The sequence below is a fragment of the Fodinibius salsisoli genome, assembly GCF_026229185.1.
Classification (GTDB): Bacteria; Bacteroidota; Rhodothermia; order Balneolales; family Balneolaceae; genus Fodinibius; species Fodinibius salsisoli.
In genome coordinates this window covers 474360-492478 of record NZ_JAGGJA010000002.1, presented here as the reverse complement: position 1 = coordinate 492478, position 18119 = coordinate 474360, and the positions used below count along the sequence as shown (strand labels likewise).

General features: G+C 45.5%; 18 protein-coding genes and 1 rRNA gene. 8 read left to right on the top strand and 11 right to left on the bottom strand.

The window, feature by feature from the left end; all coding sequences use genetic code 11:
• Nucleotides 1-5 precede the first annotated feature (5 nt).
• The 4 genes from rrf to J6I44_RS04815 all read left to right on the top strand — a co-directional run bounded on the left by rrf (nt 6) and on the right by J6I44_RS04815 (nt 3521).
• Nucleotides 6-117 (top strand): 5S ribosomal RNA (gene rrf / locus J6I44_RS04830).
• A gap of 212 nt (nt 118-329) precedes the next feature.
• Nucleotides 330-1841, top strand: a complete 1512-nt coding sequence (locus tag J6I44_RS04825) for an acyl-CoA dehydrogenase family protein (protein WP_265764859.1) — start codon at nt 330-332, stop codon at nt 1839-1841.
• A 23-nt stretch (nt 1842-1864) separates the two neighbouring features.
• Nucleotides 1865-2554, top strand: coding sequence for a Sir2 family NAD-dependent protein deacetylase (locus tag J6I44_RS04820; protein WP_265764858.1), 690 nt, complete (start codon nt 1865-1867; stop codon nt 2552-2554).
• A gap of 28 nt (nt 2555-2582) precedes the next feature.
• Nucleotides 2583-3521, top strand: a complete 939-nt coding sequence (locus J6I44_RS04815; protein WP_265764857.1) for an SGNH/GDSL hydrolase family protein — start codon at nt 2583-2585, stop codon at nt 3519-3521.
• Here the strand turns inward: J6I44_RS04815 and J6I44_RS04810 are convergent.
• Both J6I44_RS04810 and J6I44_RS04805 read right to left on the bottom strand, forming a co-directional pair.
• Nucleotides 3518-4189: a hypothetical protein gene (locus tag J6I44_RS04810; RefSeq protein WP_265764856.1), complete on the bottom strand. Its 672-nt coding sequence runs from the start codon at nt 4187-4189 to the stop codon at nt 3518-3520. The genes J6I44_RS04815 and J6I44_RS04810 overlap by 4 nt on opposite strands.
• A 64-nt stretch (nt 4190-4253) precedes the next feature.
• Nucleotides 4254-4949 carry an SDR family NAD(P)-dependent oxidoreductase gene (locus J6I44_RS04805; RefSeq protein WP_265764855.1) on the bottom strand — a complete coding sequence of 232 codons (696 nt, stop codon included), beginning with the start codon at nt 4947-4949 and terminating at the stop codon, nt 4254-4256.
• 231 nt (nt 4950-5180) lie between these two features.
• Here J6I44_RS04805 and hisC point away from each other — a divergent pair, with 231 nt between their 5' ends.
• Together hisC and J6I44_RS04795 are read left to right on the top strand one after the other, a co-directional pair.
• Nucleotides 5181-6299, top strand: coding sequence for a histidinol-phosphate transaminase (hisC, locus tag J6I44_RS04800; RefSeq protein WP_265764854.1), 1119 nt, complete (start codon nt 5181-5183; stop codon nt 6297-6299).
• A 136-nt stretch (nt 6300-6435) separates the two neighbouring features.
• Nucleotides 6436-8535 (top strand): alpha-ketoacid dehydrogenase subunit alpha/beta, encoded by a 2100-nt coding sequence (locus tag J6I44_RS04795; protein ID WP_265764853.1) that lies wholly within the window; start codon nt 6436-6438, stop codon nt 8533-8535.
• 473 nt (nt 8536-9008) lie between these two features.
• On the opposite strand, the gene J6I44_RS04790 is transcribed toward J6I44_RS04795, so the two are convergent.
• The 9 genes from J6I44_RS04790 to J6I44_RS04750 all read right to left on the bottom strand — a co-directional run bounded on the left by J6I44_RS04790 (nt 9009) and on the right by J6I44_RS04750 (nt 17313).
• A complete protein-coding gene (locus tag J6I44_RS04790) occupies nt 9009-9707 on the bottom strand; it encodes a DNA alkylation repair protein (RefSeq protein WP_265764852.1) in 699 nt (232 codons plus the stop codon).
• A 69-nt stretch (nt 9708-9776) separates the two neighbouring features.
• On the bottom strand, nt 9777-10538 hold the full coding sequence (locus J6I44_RS04785) for an enoyl-CoA hydratase/isomerase family protein (RefSeq protein WP_265764851.1): 762 nt from the start codon (nt 10536-10538) through the stop codon (nt 9777-9779).
• A 110-nt stretch (nt 10539-10648) separates the two neighbouring features.
• Nucleotides 10649-11026, bottom strand: a complete 378-nt coding sequence (locus J6I44_RS04780) for an endonuclease domain-containing protein (protein WP_265764850.1) — start codon at nt 11024-11026, stop codon at nt 10649-10651.
• Nucleotides 11027-11145: 119 nt separating this feature from the next.
• Complete coding sequence (gene paaZ, locus J6I44_RS04775) at nt 11146-13197, bottom strand: phenylacetic acid degradation bifunctional protein PaaZ (RefSeq protein ID WP_265764849.1); 2052 nt, start codon at nt 13195-13197, stop codon at nt 11146-11148.
• Between the two features lie 50 nt (nt 13198-13247).
• Entirely contained in the window at nt 13248-13850 is a 603-nt protein-coding gene (locus J6I44_RS04770; RefSeq protein WP_265764848.1) for an acyltransferase, read from the bottom strand.
• A gap of 37 nt (nt 13851-13887) precedes the next feature.
• A complete protein-coding gene (locus J6I44_RS04765; RefSeq protein ID WP_265764847.1) occupies nt 13888-14265 on the bottom strand; it encodes a four helix bundle protein in 378 nt (125 codons plus the stop codon).
• 60 nt (nt 14266-14325) lie between these two features.
• Nucleotides 14326-15531 carry a 3-oxoadipyl-CoA thiolase gene (gene pcaF / locus J6I44_RS04760; protein ID WP_265764846.1) on the bottom strand — a complete coding sequence of 402 codons (1206 nt, stop codon included), beginning with the start codon at nt 15529-15531 and terminating at the stop codon, nt 14326-14328.
• A gap of 91 nt (nt 15532-15622) precedes the next feature.
• A complete protein-coding gene (locus J6I44_RS04755; protein ID WP_265764845.1) occupies nt 15623-16051 on the bottom strand; it encodes a hotdog fold thioesterase in 429 nt (142 codons plus the stop codon).
• A 98-nt stretch (nt 16052-16149) separates the two neighbouring features.
• A complete protein-coding gene (locus J6I44_RS04750; RefSeq protein ID WP_265764844.1) occupies nt 16150-17313 on the bottom strand; it encodes a 3-hydroxyacyl-CoA dehydrogenase NAD-binding domain-containing protein in 1164 nt (387 codons plus the stop codon).
• Nucleotides 17314-17463: 150 nt separating this feature from the next.
• Here J6I44_RS04750 and J6I44_RS04745 point away from each other — a divergent pair, with 150 nt between their 5' ends.
• Nucleotides 17464-17706 (top strand): FitA-like ribbon-helix-helix domain-containing protein, encoded by a 243-nt coding sequence (locus J6I44_RS04745; protein WP_265764843.1) that lies wholly within the window; start codon nt 17464-17466, stop codon nt 17704-17706.
• Nucleotides 17703-18119: a type II toxin-antitoxin system VapC family toxin gene (locus J6I44_RS04740; RefSeq protein WP_265764842.1), complete on the top strand. Its 417-nt coding sequence runs from the start codon at nt 17703-17705 to the stop codon at nt 18117-18119. The genes J6I44_RS04745 and J6I44_RS04740 overlap by 4 nt, the downstream gene beginning before the upstream one ends.

Here is an 18119-nt window from a genome sequence, read left to right as displayed (position 1 = left end):
ATTGAGCAGAAGGGTTTAGCGCAGGGGCCCCACCCGTTCCCATCCCGAACACGGCCGTTAAGCCCTGCAGCGCCGATGGTACTGCCCTCCGGGCGGAAGCGTAGGTCCCCTCCTGCTCTCTTTATTTTATCAAGAGGCGATCCCAAACGGGATCGCCTTTTTTGTTTTTGGATCAAATATTTTTTGTAAAAAGCTTTTTAAACTAATACGAAGGTTTTTATCAAGATTATTATATTAAGTATATTGTTTTCATTAGGCTAATGACTTATAAATAGTGGCTTTTTAAAGTTGTGAGAAGACCTCAACATTTCTAACTATGGATTACACAGATGGAATTTTCTAAGTTTATTAATCGCTATAAGACGAAGCTAAATCAATTATTCAATGAAGAAGATGATATTGATGAGATTAGCCTTAGTCGGGGATTACCTCATGATATCTTCCAAGAGGTAATGGAATGTCAACCATTAAGTGTCTTTATACCAGAAGAGTATGGAGGTAGAGGCGGACATACTTATGAGGCTCTTTCAATGTTAGAAGCAAGTTCCTACCAATCATTACCTCTATCTCTTATGATGGGTATTAATGGAGCTTTGTTTCTCCAGCCCGTAGTTAACTATGGTTCTGAAGAAGTTAAACAGCCTATCTTCGATCGTTTTTTAAAAGAGAAAAATATGGGCGGGCTAATGATTACTGAACCGGATTTTGGTTCAGATGCCTTGCGTATGGAAACCTCTTTTGAGAAAATGACGGAAGAAAATAGCAATACGTATAAGATACAGGGAACTAAACATTGGGCAGGGTTAACAGGAGCCGCTGATTTTTGGCTTATTACCGCACGACGAAAAAGTGGAAAAGGAAAGTTAGGTCGTGATATAGGATTCTTTATACACGATAGTAAGCGAGGTGGCATTGAAGTAGAGGAGTACTATAAGAATTTAGGACTCTATATGTTACCTTATGGAAGAAATAAGATCAATATTAATGTTCCGGAAGAATATCGCTTAAATCCTAGATCAACAGGTATTAAAATGATGCTGGACGTACTCCACCGGAGTCGGTTGCAGTTCCCGGGCATGGGTAATGGCTTTCTGAAGCGTATGATGGTAGAAGGTATTACGCACTGTAAACAACGGTCAGTAGGAGGGCAGAGTCTATTTAATTACGACCAGGTAAAAAAACGATTAAATAAACTGCAGTCCTCATTTACTATCTGTTCGGCGATGTGTGCGTTTACCAGCAATAATGTTCCTATTCACAAAGATGTATCCGGAATGGATATTGCTGCTAATGCAATTAAAACGTATACAACCGACCTTATGCAGCAGGCAGCTCAGTCTTTGTTACAGCTTACCGGTGCCAAGGGATACCGTTTAGATCATATCGCCGGCCGTGCTTTAATTGATAGCCGCCCATTTCAGATTTTTGAAGGTTCTAATGATATTCTCTATCAGCAGATATCAGAATCTGTTTTAAAACGTATGCGTAGACTTAAATTGAAAAATTTGAGCAATTTCTTAAGTGATTTTACCCTAACAGAGCGAGCTTCCGATTATTTTAGCGAAATGTTAGATTTTAAAATTGATCAAAAGTTAGCACAAGATCGGTTGGTTGAACTGGGGCGTATATTGAGTCGGGTTATTTCTCTGGAATTTACGCTGCGACTAAGCGACAAGGGCTTTAATCAAAAAATGATTGAGAATACCATTCAAACATTACAAGCTGAAGTTGAGCAAATGGTTACCTCTTTTATCAGCAAAAATACACCGGATGTGGTAGAAGATTATGAAGAGTCCAGTTCTTGGCTTGAATTTATGACGCCAAAGTATGCCGGTAGTTAGTTCTATAGTTTAGCCAGTCTGCTATGGAAAAAGTTATTGTACTAACGGGAGCAGGAATGAGTGCCGACAGTGGACTCAAGACCTTTCGCGACTCTGACGGGCTTTGGGAAGGACATGACATCCGCGAAGTGGCCACTCCTGCCGCCTGGGAAAATGACAAAAAACTGGTGTTGAATTTTTATAACGAGCGTCGAAAACAAGCTCACTCAGTCGATCCCAATGAGGGGCACAAGGCGTTGGCAGAACTTGAAGAGGCTTTTGATGTAACCATCATCACCCAAAATGTGGATGCTCTGCATGAGCAAGCCGATTCCACGGATGTTATTCATCTTCATGGAGAATTATCCAAGGTGAGGAGTGAAGAGGATCGATCGCTTATCTATGATGTCGGTGGGAAAGCCATTGAACTGGGAGATACGGCAGAAGATGGAGCCCAGTTGCGACCGCATGTGGTATGGTTTGGAGAGCCCGTGCCTCAGATGGAGAAGGCAGCTAAATTGGTTCCTGAAGCAGATGTATTAATCGTTATTGGCACGTCGCTGGTGGTCTATCCGGCAGCAGGATTGGTCGATTTAGCCGCTTCCAATATACCAAAATATATTATCGATCCTGCCAAACCAGAACTGGTGGATTACACAGGATGGGAGCACATCCAGCAGACTGCAGCGCAGGGAACGCCAGCATTGGTTAATCAATTGTTGAACAGTAAGTAAGTTTTTAATAGAGTATTTTAGATTATTTATGTCAGACTATAAGGCAACAGAAGAAGAAAAAGAAGTTCTCGAAAAGTATTTATTACAGTTTTTAAATTTGGAAAAGCGATACCCACTTTTGCCGGGCATCAAGAATGAAGAAGCCATGGCCGCTTTGATGGGAATCGAAATTGATGAACTTAAAAAGCTACGAGGACGATTTGCCTCCAATGCCAAGCAGGCTGCAGTAGAGCTGCTGGAAGATGGAGGGGGGCATGAATGGCTTGAAGAGCTTCCATTTGAGAAGGGAGATACCATTGTAGCGCTTGGAGATTCCATTACCGATGACTTACAAGGCTGGTTTAACATCTTTCAGCATGTATTAGAAATTGGGCTGGAAGATCCGGAGTTCACTTTTATTAACAGCGGGGTTTCGTATGATACCTCCACAGATGCCCTAAAACGGTTAAATCGCGATGTGCTTGATCATGAACCGGATTGGGTGATTGTAGCGCTTGGCACTTTTGATGCCCAACGGCTGCATGTATCGCCTGACCGCCCCCTCGTTTCGCTGGCTGATTATTGGGAAAACCTTAACTCAATACAATCTACCGTAGAAGAAGTTACTGATAATCCGCTTATTTGGGTGACCCCGCCTCCTGTGATTACGGAGATGCTCCAGCAGGTTCGACTCTTTAACTTTGATCTTTTTGAAGAGGACTTGAGTAGCATTCGTGAGATCCTTACCGGTAAACAGGGCTATATCGTGGATCCACTGGGTGAGCGCATGAACGAAGATGAGGGTGACCAAGAAGAAGATAGTGAAGGTCCGGCCCCATGGAATTATTTAAGTGACGGGCTTCATCCATCCCTCTCCGGGCATGTGAATACGGTTAAAGAGGTTATCCGCTTTTTAGCATTAGCTAAAGATCCAGAAGAGGGTTCAAGCTTTGAAACGCCCGACGACTACCAGGCCGAAGACGATTAGAGGTTTACACTTAGGTTCATAACGGTAAGGGATGGCTGATAGCTGGTTGTAAGTGAGCTCGGTGAAAGTTTTTTCTGGGCAAATAAACCCGGGCTCAGCATCCCTACTTGAATTGAACTTGAGCTGTTCTCATAAGTGATAAATCCATCAACAGAAGTAGTACCCGCTGAAGCCTGCGCAAAGTTGGGGCCTTCGGCCAAGACAAACGCATCTATCAGTCCAAAGCCAAAGCCTGCCCACGCACCGGCACCGGCTCCATATTGTATAGCTTCAAGAAAGGGCTCTTTTAAAATGAGGGACACCGATGAAGCAATGAGCGCACCGCCGGCAGCACCATAAAGGGTATCCAGAAGAGGGATGATGGAAGAGTTGGTTGCATCATTAAAGGTACCGGAGAGATAAAATTGTTGGCCCTTTTCGATGCGTGACATATCAGCAACTCCAACCCCAATACCATATAAGGTTCCGGCCCCCAGCCCTACTCGAACAGGGCCGAACTTGTCGCTATCCTGGAGTGCCATCGTAGCGCCTCCCAACAGCACACCATTGATAGCTCCATTTAATGTATTTTGGCCCAGCAGTTTAATGGACTGTGCTTTTGATGTGTCAGGTCCTTGAATTGCTGTAATAATAACAAATGAAAGTAATAGCAGTAACTGTTTTTTCATGATGATATGCTATAGCATAAATTCAGTTGATGTTGACGTGTGTTAGAACGACTTAACCCTGTGGTTATTCTGGATCATCTAATGCCACCGGCAGAACTTTGCCATTATAAAACGTTGATCCTGTAAGAGCAAAATCAGCAATATAAGCTCCCATTTCTTTAGGAGATACCGGAGCTTGAATGCCCGGGAAGGCCTGTTCAAGCATTTCTGTTTGAACGGCCCCGAGACAAAGAGCGTTTACAGAGAGAGCTTGTTCACTAAGTTCTACAGCTAATGATTCTGTTAAAATACTGAGGGCTCCTTTGGATACGCTATAAGCTGACAGGCCTGGAAATTTGGCACTGCCCTGGTAGCCGCCCATACTGCTAATATTGACAATATGTGCACTTGTATTAAAATGGGAAAGTAATTGTTTCGTAATATTTACAGCGCTAATGAGATTACTCTCAATTTGAGAACGCCAGTCATCCAGCGAAAGTTCTTTAAATGGTTTAGCAATCAGCGCACCCGCATTGTTAATAAGAATGTCTATTCCGTCGTAGGTTGAAGCTACGGATTGAATAAATCTGCTAACAGCATCCTCTTGGGTAAGATCGGTGGGATAGGCTTCAATAAATTGAGGATAAGCCTCCGCAAGGTTGTTCAATGGTTCCTGGCTTCGGGCTACAGCTATAACCTGATGATTCTTTTCTGCTAACTTTTTACATATTTCGTAGCCAATCCCACGGCTGGCGCCGGTTACAATAGCAGTCTTAGACATAGAAGTTATTCTTTTTGTGAAGAAGGTAAGAAGTACATTGCGATCTCACAATGAATAATTATTGAACTGTTCTAAAGAATTTCAGGTAAATAAATTATTATAGCTATGCAGCTGTTTCTAATGTACTGCAAACGCAGCAATTTTCGTTGTTTAAGTGACCGATTTTGGTCATATTAAAAATAAGAAAGTTGTTATAACTGAATAAAAAGTTGTTGAACAGCGAGCATTACTATGCCTCAATTGAGTGACCATTCTTTAGTTCCTGCTAATATTCGTGACCTGTCACCTTATGTGGCGGGGAAAACTATTGAAGAGGTTAAGGCTGCCTATAATCCACCGGAAATATCGAAGTTGGCTTCTAATGAAAATCGTATGGGATGCAGCTCCCTGGTACGGCCGGCAGTAGTTAAAGCGTTGGAAGAGGTACAGGATTATCCTGACCCTGTTGCCCAACAGCTACGTGAAGCTTTAGCGCAGCAAAATAATGTCTCGCCAGAAAATATTATTGTTGGGGCAGGCTCTGAAAGCCTGATTGCCAACCTATGTCGCACCTTTTTTGATGATAATGAACATGCCATCACAGCCGACGCCACTTTTGTTGGCTTTTTTGTTCAGATTAACATACGTGGTGTTTCATTGAAGAAAGTACCGCTCACCTCTGATTTCCGCTTTGACCTGGAAGCAATAGCTGATGCCATCACGTCCGAGACAAAGATGGTTTATATTGCAAACCCCAACAATCCCACCGGTACTTACGTAACAAAGACTGAATTTGAGCGGTTCATGCATCGCGTGCCAGATCATGTATTGGTAGTAATGGATGAAGCCTACTATGAATACGCGGAATCGGTAGCTGACTATCCCGATTCACTTCAATATGATTTTGATAATATTATCACCCTGCGAACCTTCTCAAAGGCATATGGACTGGCAGGCTTTCGGGTGGGGTATGCCATTGCCTCCCCAAAAATTATTGGCAACATGATGAAGACGAAGCTGACTTTTGAACCCACCAGCCTGGGTCAGGAAGCAGCATTGGCGGCCTTGCAGGATACAGCCTTTCTTCGTAAAAGCAATAAGAGGGTACAGGAGGGTAAAAAGAGACTTTATACGTTTTTTGAGAAACGGAACGTTTCCTATGTACCATCCGTTGCGAATTCGGTACTAATCCAATTAAGAGGTGAACAGCAAGCGATTGACTTTGTCCAGGCGATGTTAGAGGAGGGTGTTATTCTACGCAGAGTTCATGCGTTTGGACTGCCTCGATGCGTGCGTATTACCATCGGTAGAAAGAAAGAGATGGACCATTTTGTACATGCATTTGGGAAGGTTAAGAGTAAAATAAGCTAGTCATTAGGGTCATAATAATCGATTTATTTTAATCGGTACAGCTATGATTATCTTTCTATAAGATGTTTTGTAGAATGGGTATTGAGGGTTGCTGGTCAACCCGCTTTATTTGTTGAATTAAAAGCCATCAGAAGTTATGGGGAATGATAAGGTGCATGAGAAAGAGTCGGAGGTCGCTGATACACTGGACTGGAAACAGGTTGTCAGGCTGATGGTACATTCCCGGGCCATGGATGACAAGGAGGAGCAGGAGCTGGTACCCGAGGGTAAAGTTATGTACCAGTTTTCGGCCCGGGGACATGAATTGGGCCAGATTCTGTTGGGCCACCAGCTAACCCATCCTCACGACGCGGCGAGTGCGTATTACCGTTCGCGTCCCCTAATGTTATCACTGGGACTTAGCCTGGAAGACGCTATGGCTGCCCCTATGGCTCAATCCGGGAGTTACAGCGACGGCCGTGATATAGGAGTCGTCTGCAATAAACCGGGAATCGACGGCCCAACCGTGCTGCCGATGGCTGGTGACGTTGGCTCGCAGTATACACCGGGTATTGGATGGGCGCAGGGGATCCAATACCATATGCAGGCGCTAGGTAATGAATCATATGAAGGGGCTATTTCCGTGATCCTGGGAGGAGATGGATCGGTAGCGACCAATGGTTTCTGGTCGGCCCTGACCATCGCAACCACTCAGAATCTGCCGGTTCTCTTTTATATTGAGGACAACGGATACGGAATATCAGTACCTTCCACCTTTCAGACACCCGGCGGCAATATTGCTAAGAATCTCTATTCGTTTAAAAATCTTCACCTCGTTGATGGAGACGGCACCGATCCGGCTCAAGCGCCGGAACTTGTTGAGGAATCCGTGAGTTACGTTCGCAATAGAAAAGGCCCGGCCTTGCTTCATTTAACAATGCCACGGCTTAACGGTCACTCATACCAGGATAATCAAGCCTATAAATCTGAAGAACTGCTCCAGGAGGAACAGCAAAAAGATCCCCTTAAGTTAATAGAGTCATTCCTGGTGCCCGATAGTATCTCTGCCGACGAATGGGCCGAATTGAAAGAACATTCCGAGGAAGATGTTGAGGAAGCCTGCCAGTCAGCCCTTAACCGACCGGCTCCCGATCCGGATCAAACCGAGCGATATACCTTTGCCGAAAAGAAGAGCGATGGCAGTCCAGATCTTCAACGGGTGGGAGGCTTAGCACCCGCCGGACATACGTTCCCCAAGAGTTCTCAAACACCGAGCCCCGGCAAGCAGCGCATCAATATTGTAGAAGGTATTCGCAAAACACTGGATTACGAGCTGGAGACCAATCCTAAACTGGTGGTCTTTGGAGAAGATGTCGCTGCCAAGGGAGGGGTACACGCTGCTACCATGGGTCTGCAGACAAAATATGGGAATGCACGAGTGTTTGACACGAGCCTTTCAGAGGAAGGAATTATTGGTCGCGCTGTAGGACTGGCCTACAGCGGACTAATGCCTGTAGCGGAAATACAGTTCCGTAAGTATGCCGATCCTGCTACCGAACAGCTCAACAACTGTGGCACTATTCGCTGGCGTACGGGCAATAAGTTTGCGGCCCCAGTTGTAGTGCGCATGCCGGGTGGTTTTGCCAAGTGCGGCGACCCGTGGCACAGCATGTGTAACGAAGTCTTCTTTGTCCACGCGGTGGGATGGCAGCTGGCGTTTCCCAGCAATGCCCAGGATGCGGTAGGCTTGCTGCGTTCGGCCATGCGCAGCAATAATCCCACGATCTTTTTTGAGCACCGTAACCTGCTGGATGCCCGGTATGCCCGTCGCCCGTATCCCGGTAACCAGTTTATTGTACCCTTTGGAAAAGCTCAAAAACTGCAGGAGGGCAAAGATATTACCATCGTAACCTGGGGTGCCATGTGCGAGCGATGCGAGCAAGCCGTTGACCAGATGGATATCGAAGCCGACATCCTGGACCTGCGCACCCTCATTCCATGGGATAAACAGGCGGTGTTGGAGTCGGTGCAGCAAACCAACCGCTGCCTGATTGTGCATGAAGATACCCAAACGGCCGGCTTCGGGGCGGAGATCAGTGCTGTGCTAAGTCAGGAAGCCTTCAAGTATTTAGACGCGTCTATCGAACGGCTCACCATGCCCGATATTCCGATGCCTCATAATGTTGGTCTGATGAATTCTGTGCTCCCCGATGCCGAAAAGATATCGGATAAGATTGAAGAGCTGCTTTCTTTTTAAAAAACTAACAGAATCTGTAATAGCTGGATGGTATGCTAAGGAGATTGCGGAACCCACCTGTCATCACGAGCGTGGAAGTTAATTCCTATATAAGAAATACAGTGGTTTTACCTTCACTAAAAGAGTGCAAAGAAACCTTTGGTATTTATTGGATAACAACTGACAGAGTGTCGCTTTAGGCAGGGGGAGTACCCTTTGTCAAAGGAGTAGGCACCGCCCGATTAAAAGGAAGGGTCTTCTTCGGAAAGAAGTAGTGTCTTCTTCATCAAAAGGACACTACCTTTTGATTGAAAAGAAGGGTCCTTTTTCACAGTTCCCAAAAACGCCCTTTAGAGGATGTAAGAGGCGATTTTCTGGTTAATAGGTATTAATGGAATTTATCAATTAATATTGCTGACAAAACGACGCTATTTTAGAAAATAGAGGAGCGGGATAAGTACTGTTAAACTAAGCCACAGAAAATCTTTGAGCCGTTATAATTTCAAATATTGCTGTCGCTTTTCTTCCGGGAATTTCTCGATCGCATACCGCAGCATAGTGCGTGGCATTTGCTGCACATGCTGGTCTAAAAACCGTTCCTCTGTTTCCCGGTCCCGGTTGCCCACTTCCCGGAGCATCCATCCCGATGCTTTGTGGATAAGGTCGTGCTCATCGTCAAGCAGGAGCTCAGCGATAGCCAGGGTATCCGCAAAGTCGTTGTTTTTGATGAAGTGATATGTACTCATAATGGCGATGCGCCGTTCCCAGAGGTCGTTAGACTGAGCCAGCGAGTAGAGAATGGATCGATCTTTTCCAATCAGGTAACGCCCCACAACATGCTCGGCGGAGGTATCCACCAAATCCCAATTATTGATATATTTGGTGTTCTCCATGTAGAGGTTATACAGCTTTTTCTGCTCTTCTGGATTCGCCTTTTTTACCCGATTGACCATGATGATGAGGGCGCAGAGCCGTTCTTCATGAAAATCGGAGTGCAGTAATTCTTCAATCTCTGAAAGAGAAAGTTGTTTGAACTGGCGGGCTACCTTTCGGATATTGGGAACCCGGATACCCAGGAACCGATCCCCTTCTGCGTACTCCCCTTTGCCGGTCTTAAAAAAGCGTTGCGAATGTTCGGTAATTTCAGGGTCAGCAATGTCGCGAAGCGCAGTCTCTATATCTTCTTTTTTCATAGTAGATTTTAGAAAACAATTATCCGTTTTTGTTCATACAAAAAGAACAGGGATAATAGAGCAAATAATCTATTTAGATTTAAATTCCCTGATAAATTCTTTGGTGAAATCAGACAGCACCAAGCGTCCACTTATTTCGGCCCGTTCTTCCAGCAGTTCATCCCAATGGTCGGTCCCTTTCCAAAGCATTTTTTTAAGTTCTTTCATCGCTTCGGGACTGTAGTCTGACAGCTGTTCGGAGAGAGCATTAACTTCTTCGTCCAGTTTTTCGTGTGTGGAACAAATTCTGGAAAACAGTCCATGTTGGCACGCCCACTCGGCACTATTCCAGCTACTGGCATCAATAGAGAGGGCACTGAAGGCAGCGGGGCCTATTTTGCGTTCCACGGCGGGTCCCACTACAAAGGGACCGATACCCAGCGCCAGCTCGCTTAGTTTGATGGCTGCCGATTTATGGGCAAGAGTATAATCACCCCCCGCCGCCAGACCCACACCGCCGCCAACGGTTTTACCTTGCACACGGACGATAATCAGTTTGGGACAGCTACGCATGGCATTGAGCACCAGCGAAAAGCCCATGAAAAAATGCTTGCCTTCTTTAAAGTTGTCAATAGCTATAAGCTCATCAAACGAAGCGCCGGCACAAAAAGCCCCATCTCCACTACTTTTTAGCACAACGACGTTAACATCTTCTTTACTTCCCATTCCGGTGATCGTTTGGGCCAAATCTCGCAACATTCTACCCGGCAAAGAATTACCTTTCGGATGGTGAAATTCAATTGTTGCGATGTTGTTGGTGATTGTGCTGGTTATTTCTCCGTTTTCTGGCATAGGCGACAGGGTTTATGTTTTAATTAGAGAATTCAGGAGTCAGAACTTAGGTTCAATTGGGTGACTGAGTATTAACAATTTCCCCTCCGGGGAGGGGATTAAGGGGTGGGTTAATCCCTTAGCTTCAAAACCCAATGACTAATAACACGCAATACGTTGTCAATGTCATTCAGTACTTCTTTTTCGGAAAATCTTAAAAAGTGAATACCAAATGTTTCAAGTCTCTTCTGTCTTGCTTGATCATACTCATACTGATGATTATGATATTTCCCATCAATTTCGATAGCAAGCCTTAATTCTTTACAATAGAAGTCAATGATGTAGCGGTCAACAGGCTTTTGCCGGTCAAAATCAAATTGGTGCACTTGCTTTCGCCGAAGGTATTTCCAGAGTCTTTTCTCGGCGGGAGTGCTATTTTTTCGAAGTTTCCTTGCTTTTTCGACCAGATGAGATCTATAAGGAATAATATCAAACTTTTTCTTGGTCATATTTACCCACCTCTTGTTCTCCTCCCTGGGAGGAGAGACTCTAAATTTCATTTTATATAACTTAGCCCACAGTTCTTTGCTAAGCTAAAACATTCATTAACCTTTACAGGCAAGGCATCTTACTCCTCTTCAAAAATATCCATATCAAGTTTATGTTTACGCTTGATGAGCGTCAGGATCGTATATTCGGCGACCAGTTTTTCATCCTGATTAGTGACTTCTACATCCCAATAGACAATACCAAAGGGGAATTTATCTTTGGCTTTTTTCTGTCGAACGGTCTTACGTTTGACAATCAGCTTGGCCTGGATGGTATCGCCGGGCGCAACGGGTGCAGTAAATCGGAGGTTTTCCAATCCGTAATTCAGCATGACCGGTCCTTCATCAGGGTGTACAAATAAGCCTGCCGCACGTGAAAGCACAAAATACCCGTGGGCTACAATTTCGCCAAAAAGGGAGCGATCGGCAGCTTCCGGATCCGTATGGGCATAAAATTCATCGCCGGATAGATCAGCGAATCGTTCAATATCCTCTTTTGTGACCGTGTGTTTGTCGGTTGTCAGGGCTTCGCCCACTTCGAGCTCCTCAAAATACTGTTGGAAGGGATGTTTGTCCGCTTCTTTGGTCTTCGCACCTTTGATGTATTGGTGAGTAATACTCTTCAGGGTGGTGGGAGATCCCTGCAGGGCTACCCGCTGCATGTTATGGATGACGGCCCGTGCACCGCCCTGCTCTTCGCCGCCACCTGCCCGACCCGGACCGCCGTGCACCATCTGGGGCATGGGCGAACCGTGTCCCGTGGATTCCTTGGCTGAATCCTTGTTAATGACCATGAACCGTCCGTGATAGGGAGCACAGCCCAGCGTAATTTCCCGGGCTATTTTATCATCGGCCGTAAAGAGGGAGCCCACCAATGATCCGTCAGCTTTATTGGCAAGCTTGATAGCCTCCTCGTTATTGGAGTAGGGCATGATGGTCGTCATGGGTCCGAAAGCCTCCACGGTATGCACTGCATCTACCTGCATCGGCTGCCGGCACAACAGCACTTTGGGGGAAGTAAAAGCATCATCGGCTTGGTCGTGGCCGTTGCTGTACACCGACTCTGTGGTCTCGTGAAGGGTAGAGAGCTGTTGCTCAAAGCGCCGGGCTTGTAACGTACTGGCCAGCGGACCCATTTGCGTTTCTTTAGAGGAAGGATCGCCAATAGTTGTCTTTTCAAGCTTTTCTTTCAGCGTAGCTATCACATTGTCCACTTGGTTTTCAGGAACAATGGTCCGCCGGATGGCAGTACATTTTTGTCCGGTCTTTACGGTCATCTCCTTCGCCACCTCACTTACAAAAAGGTCAAACTCTTCCATATCCGGGGTGACATCAGAGCCTAAAATGGAGCAGTTTAAAGAGTCGGCCTCCAAGTTGAACCGTACACTGTTGGCGATGATATTCGGATGGGACTTGAGCTTGCGCCCGGTACTGGCGGAACCGGTAAAAGCTACCGAATCCTGACTGGTCAGATGGTCCAACAAGTCACCGGGTTTGTCGGCGGCGATAAACTGTATAGCTCCTTCCGGCAGCAGCTTCGATTCTATCATATCCTGAAACACCTTATATGCTAAGTAGGAGCCCACAGGTGAGGGCTTGATGATAGCAGGCATCCCGGAGATGATACAGGGCGCCAACTTTTCCAGCATCCCCCAGACCGGGAAGTTGAAAGCATTGATATGGACTCCCACACCATGACGAGGCACGCAAATATGCTGACCGATAAATGAACCCTTTCGGGAGAGTCGTTCCGGTCCGCCTTCCACATGATAGGGGAGGTCAGAGAGATTGATGCGAGCCTTGCTGGACAAGGCAAACATGCTGCCAATACCGCCTTCGATGTCAATCCAGGAGTCCTGTCTGGTCGCTCCCGTATGCGTGGAAAGCTTGTAATAATCTTCCTTACGCTTCAACAGGTATTGAGCCAAAAACTTGATTTTGAAGGCTCGTTCATGGATCGACATCGCTCGGAGTTCTGGTCCGGCTTCTTGACGACCGTAGTCGCAGGCCCCTTTGTAATCTAAGTCAGCTTCCACCATCTGTGCTATGGGATCGCCGGTTACAGCACTAATTAGGTCGGTTTCTTTCCCCTTATCGATCCATTCCCCTTTGATATAGCTTTGTACTTTCATTTTTTGTGGTTTGGATTAGATTTTTTGCTATAAAGTATGGAATTCTGAATTCAGGATTCTGAGTTCTTAGCCTTTCCCCATGTTTTATAGTTCAACGATTGACTTGGCCGGTCTTCGGGTTCTTCTCGGAGTGGCTCGCATTCCCTGAGCGTCTCATGCAACTGTGCCGGCAGCTGTTGATACAGTTCGGTGCCTTTCGTTTTCCATCGGATCATCTCGTCACTCACATCCTTGACGATTTTTGCCGGATTTCCAATAACCAGTTTACGTTCGGGAATCGTCATGCCTTCTTTTAAAAAAGATTGTGCCCCCACAATAGATTCTGTCCCCAGCTCTACGCGATCCATGATCACAGAATTCATCCCTACCAGGCAGTTTCGCCCGATATGCGCACCGTGGATTATAGCGCCATGTCCGATATGGGCACTTTCTTCGAGTACCACGGTAACTCCGGGAAACATATGAATGGTGCAATTCTCTTGTACATTACAGCCATCGTTGATCACGATTTTACCCCAGTCTCCGCGAATAGCCGCACCAGGGGCTATGTACACATCACGGCCGATGATTACATTCCCTGTGACCGCTGCCTGTGGATGCACAAAGGCACTTTCATGAACCACCGGTTTGTATCCGTCAAATTCGTATATCATTTAAGTTACTAAGAAATTGAGTTATTAAGTTACTGTGTTATTTATTTTTGGAATCATTTTTTGACTTTTTCAGGTAAGCAATATATCCGTTTAATATTTTCAGGCATAAAAGCAGTTGCTCATTAACGTTATTAAATTGGTCTTCATTTATGAAACCTTCATCTAATGCACAAATCAAATGTTCCTGGGTTTCATATAGAGAACCTCTTGCTGTTCTGCAGAATTGAATATTCTCCTGGTAATGATAACGTCCAAATCCTTCGGCAATGTTCGCTGGAACAGATCTTGAGGAGCGTATGATCTGATCTTTTAATCTGAACTTTTCATCACCAGGTAAACTTTTTACCAATTCCGAGATCAACCTTCGTAACTTCCTTCCCGATTTCCATGATTGTAATTCCGAAAGCTTATGCAAAATTCTTTTTTAACTTAATAACTTGATTACCTAATAACTTAATAACCCATTAACAAATAACTAAGCCTTTTCCAGAATCACTGCCATGCCCTGCCCAACGCCCACACAGAGCGTGCAGAGGGCATATTGTTGATTTTGTTCGTGCAGTTCAATAGCAGCGGTTTGCAGTAGTCGCGCCCCGGACATCCCCAGAGGATGCCCCAAGGCAATAGCCCCTCCATGTGGGTTAACGCGGGGATCTTGATCCTCAACGCCCAGTTCCCGCAGAACAGCAAGGCTCTGGGCAGCAAAAGCTTCATTAAGCTCAATAATGCCGATATCTTCCAGAGAAAGTCCAGCTCGCTTCAATATTTTTCGCGTCGCGTCAACCGGACCCATACCCATAATTCTAGGTTCTACGCCCACCACGGCTGAAGCTACAATGCGGGCCATCGGGTTCAAGTCAAAGTCAGCCATTGCTGTTTCTCCTGCTATCAGCATGGCGCAGGCCCCGTCATTGATCCCACTGGCGTTACCGGGTGTTACGGTGCCTCCATCTCGAAAGACGGCAGGTAACTTGCTCAAAACTTCCACGGTAGTGTCCGGACGAATAAACTCATCCTTATCAAATACTATCGGATCACCCTTACGCTGTGGAATTTCGACCGGCATAATTTCTTTGGCCATTCGTCCGCTTTGGGTCGCCCGGGCCGCTTTCTGTTGCGACCAGGCCGCAAACTGGTCTTGATCCTTGCGGCTGATGCCATACATTTCAACAATATTTTCGGCCGTTTGTCCCATTGCTTCACTTCCGTATTGTTCATCCATTTTGGGATTGACAAATCGCCATCCAAAAGTAGTATCATGCATCTCGGTGTTTCCGGAGTAAGGAGAAGCGCCTTTGCCAAGCACCATGGGGCCGCGGGTCATATGTTCCATGCCGCCGGTAATAAATAGATCTCCTTCACCAACCTTGATTGATTTATACGCCATGACGGTACTGCTCATCCCAGAGGCACAAAGCCGGTTTACCGTTTCGCCCGGCACGGAAGTAGACAGACCTGCCAGCAGGGCCGCCATTCGGGCTACATTTCGATTATCCTCACCGGCTTGGTTTGCACATCCCAAGATGACGTCTTCTATACGTTTGTGATCAATTTCAGGATTTCGATCCAGGAGTTCCTTTATAGGGAGAGCGGCCAGGTCATCCGCGCGAATGGGAGAGAGCGCTCCCCGGTATTTGCCGATGGGTGTTCGAATAGCGTCAATGATATAGGCTTCAGACATATGTTAGTATTGAGTTTTGAGTACTGAGTAGTGTATCTAAACTTGTTGCGAAATTGATCTCACTTAATAACTCACTACTCATGACTAATTACTATTTGTTATTAAAATGCTTTTCCCGGGTCCTGTAAACCGTGCCCCGAAATATAGCTACCGATTCCTCCAGCTCGTTAATAACTGAAACATTATAAACTGCAATACGGTTTCCAAGACTTAGTTCCTCCGTTGTGGCAGTAAGGGTATCGCCGGGTTGTACTTTTTTTACAAACGAGATATTATTTTCCAGGGCCAGTGCCACACGGCCATAGCTGTTGGAAGCGAAAGCCAGTGCACTGTCGGCCAACGAGAAAGCGATTCCACCATGCGAGACGCTGAATCCGTTGACCATGTCATCTCGAACATTCATCTGAAGCTTTACATATCCCGGGGCCGTATCTACCACTTCAATGCCCAACCACTGGCTGAAAGCATCCGTGGCCATCATTTTTTTTATCACCTTTTGGGCTAACGTCCTATCATTCATAGGAACTCAGAATTTCGAATTCAGAATTCAGTGGTCAGAATTCAGAATACAGGAGCCGCGTTAAGGAATTCTGAGTCCTGAATCCTGTATTCAATTGGTTAATAAAATGTTCCATTATTCCGGACCATGCGTTTCAATAGTGGGTTGGGACGATACCGGTCCTCGCCATATTCCATCTGCAAGGCGGTTATGCGATCGAATACCTTCTCCAATCCAATATCATCGGCCCACTCCAACAGCCCTTTGGGATAATTAACCCCTTTGGTCATGGCCAGGTCCACGTCTTCAATGGTAGCTATATTCATGAAGACGGCATCGGCTGCTTCATTGATAAGCATTGCCAAGATGCGATCCACGATAGATTTGCCAAGTTCTTCATCTTTGGTCGGTTCCGGGTTTTGAACTTCTTCTCCATAATTGTAGAATCCTTTGCCCGATTTTTTACCCAGAAAGCCAGCCTCTACCATCCGCTTTTGTGTAAAGGATGGCTTGAAGCGAGGATCATAAAAGAATTCTTCAAATACGGTTTCAGTCACTTTATAGTTGATATCATGACCGATAAAATCCATTAGTTCAAAGGGGCCCATCCGGAAACCGCCTATTTCTTTCATAGCCCAGTCGATTGTAGGTACATCTGCTACGCCTTCTTCCAGCTGTCGAATAGCTTCGCTGTAAAAGGGCCGTGCAACGCGGTTCACAATGAAGCCGGGCGTATCTTTTGCCAATACCGTAGTTTTATTCCAGTCATCAATTAAGGTACGAGCGGTTGTGGTCGTTTCTTCAGCAGTGGCAATACCCGGGATGATTTCTACCAGCGGCATTATGGGAGCTGGGTTAAAAAAATGGATGCCCAAACATCGGTTGGGTTTTTTAAGCGCAGATGAGATGGATGCAATCGACAGGGAAGAGGTGTTAGTTGCCAAAATACAATCGCGAGGCACAATGCCTTCTAATCGTTTAAAAACATCTTGTTTGATGTCCAGGTTTTCAACTACGGCTTCGACGACTAATTGACAGTTACCAAAACCAGTTAGATCTTCCGCAAAATGAATGCGTTCTATAATGGCATTCACTTCCTGCTGACTCATCCGCTCCTTTTCCACCTGGCGCTGCAGAATTTTTCGAAGGCTGTGTTTAGCTTTACCCAGCTTGTCCGGATAAGCATCGTAAAGCAGAACATCGTGATGAAAGGTGGATGCGATTTGGGCAATCCCCTGTCCCATGGTTCCGGCCCCAACAACACCAATGACGTTCGTACCCATATGGATATATTGTTTGATTATACTTCTCTTCTTATTTGCAAGATAATAGTTTAAAACTCAAAACCAACCTATCCAGCGACTTGAGATACGGTTTGAGAAATAGAACAAAAAGTGATATCATGATGATATCACCAAGTAAATAATATATTTATGCCAAATAAGAATGTATTAGTAAGAAATATCGACGAGGAAACCCTCGATAAGCTGAAAAAGAAGGCCGCTGCTAATAATCGTTCGCTGCAAGAAGAACTCAAAGAGCTGCTCGAAATGCATGCTGGTCCTGATATCGAAAAGGTGAGAGCCATGGCTCGGGAATCCATCAGAAAATATAAAGCTGAAGGCCGAAAATTTTCTGACAGCACCAAAGACATCAGAGAGGATAGAGAGCGGTGAATAATCTGGTTATTGATGCATCCGTGGCCATTAAATGGTTTATCTGGGAAGAGGGCACCGATGAGGCGCTACAATTGCTGGAAAAATTAACCTCCTTTTATGCACCAGATATTTTTTTGATGGAAATTGATGCCATTTTGACAAAAAAAGTCCGGATGAAAGAGCTGGATATCCCCGATGCCTTTGAAAAAAGAAAAGTGTTTCGTCAAATGCCGTACAGATTAATTCCTTATAAACAGATTGCCAAATTTGCTTTTCGGCTGGCTACGGAATTTCCGATTACGCTTTATGATGCTGCTTACTTATCTATAGCAATTGACTACGAGACCACATTTTATACCGCTGATAAGCGACTGGCCAATGGCATGTCGAATACGCCGTTTGATGAGTATATTGAACGTCTTGGGTACTGA

Excerpts from the sequence above, each read along its gene's own strand:
- J6I44_RS04745 (WP_265764843.1), top strand. The coding sequence starts at position 17,464 with ATGCCAAATAAGAATGTATTAGTAAGAAATATCGACGAGGAAACCCTC.
- J6I44_RS04810 (WP_265764856.1), bottom strand. The coding sequence starts at position 4,189 with ATGAAAAAACAGTTACTGCTATTACTTTCATTTGTTATTATTACAGCA.
- J6I44_RS04790 (WP_265764852.1), bottom strand. The coding sequence starts at position 9,707 with ATGAAAAAAGAAGATATAGAGACTGCGCTTCGCGACATTGCTGACCCT.
- J6I44_RS04770 (WP_265764848.1), bottom strand. The coding sequence starts at position 13,850 with ATGATATACGAATTTGACGGATACAAACCGGTGGTTCATGAAAGTGCC.
- J6I44_RS04755 (WP_265764845.1), bottom strand. The coding sequence starts at position 16,051 with ATGAATGATAGGACGTTAGCCCAAAAGGTGATAAAAAAAATGATGGCC.
- hisC (WP_265764854.1), top strand. The coding sequence starts at position 5,181 with ATGCCTCAATTGAGTGACCATTCTTTAGTTCCTGCTAATATTCGTGAC.
- pcaF (WP_265764846.1), bottom strand. The coding sequence starts at position 15,531 with ATGTCTGAAGCCTATATCATTGACGCTATTCGAACACCCATCGGCAAA.
- J6I44_RS04820 (WP_265764858.1), top strand. The coding sequence starts at position 1,865 with ATGGAAAAAGTTATTGTACTAACGGGAGCAGGAATGAGTGCCGACAGT.
- paaZ (WP_265764849.1), bottom strand. The coding sequence starts at position 13,197 with ATGAAAGTACAAAGCTATATCAAAGGGGAATGGATCGATAAGGGGAAA.
- J6I44_RS04815 (WP_265764857.1), top strand. The coding sequence starts at position 2,583 with ATGTCAGACTATAAGGCAACAGAAGAAGAAAAAGAAGTTCTCGAAAAG.
- J6I44_RS04825 (WP_265764859.1), top strand. The coding sequence starts at position 330 with ATGGAATTTTCTAAGTTTATTAATCGCTATAAGACGAAGCTAAATCAA.
- J6I44_RS04805 (WP_265764855.1), bottom strand. The coding sequence starts at position 4,949 with ATGTCTAAGACTGCTATTGTAACCGGCGCCAGCCGTGGGATTGGCTAC.
- J6I44_RS04785 (WP_265764851.1), bottom strand. The coding sequence starts at position 10,538 with ATGCCAGAAAACGGAGAAATAACCAGCACAATCACCAACAACATCGCA.
- J6I44_RS04780 (WP_265764850.1), bottom strand. The coding sequence starts at position 11,026 with ATGACCAAGAAAAAGTTTGATATTATTCCTTATAGATCTCATCTGGTC.
- J6I44_RS04750 (WP_265764844.1), bottom strand. The coding sequence starts at position 17,313 with ATGGGTACGAACGTCATTGGTGTTGTTGGGGCCGGAACCATGGGACAG.
- J6I44_RS04795 (WP_265764853.1), top strand. The coding sequence starts at position 6,436 with ATGGGGAATGATAAGGTGCATGAGAAAGAGTCGGAGGTCGCTGATACA.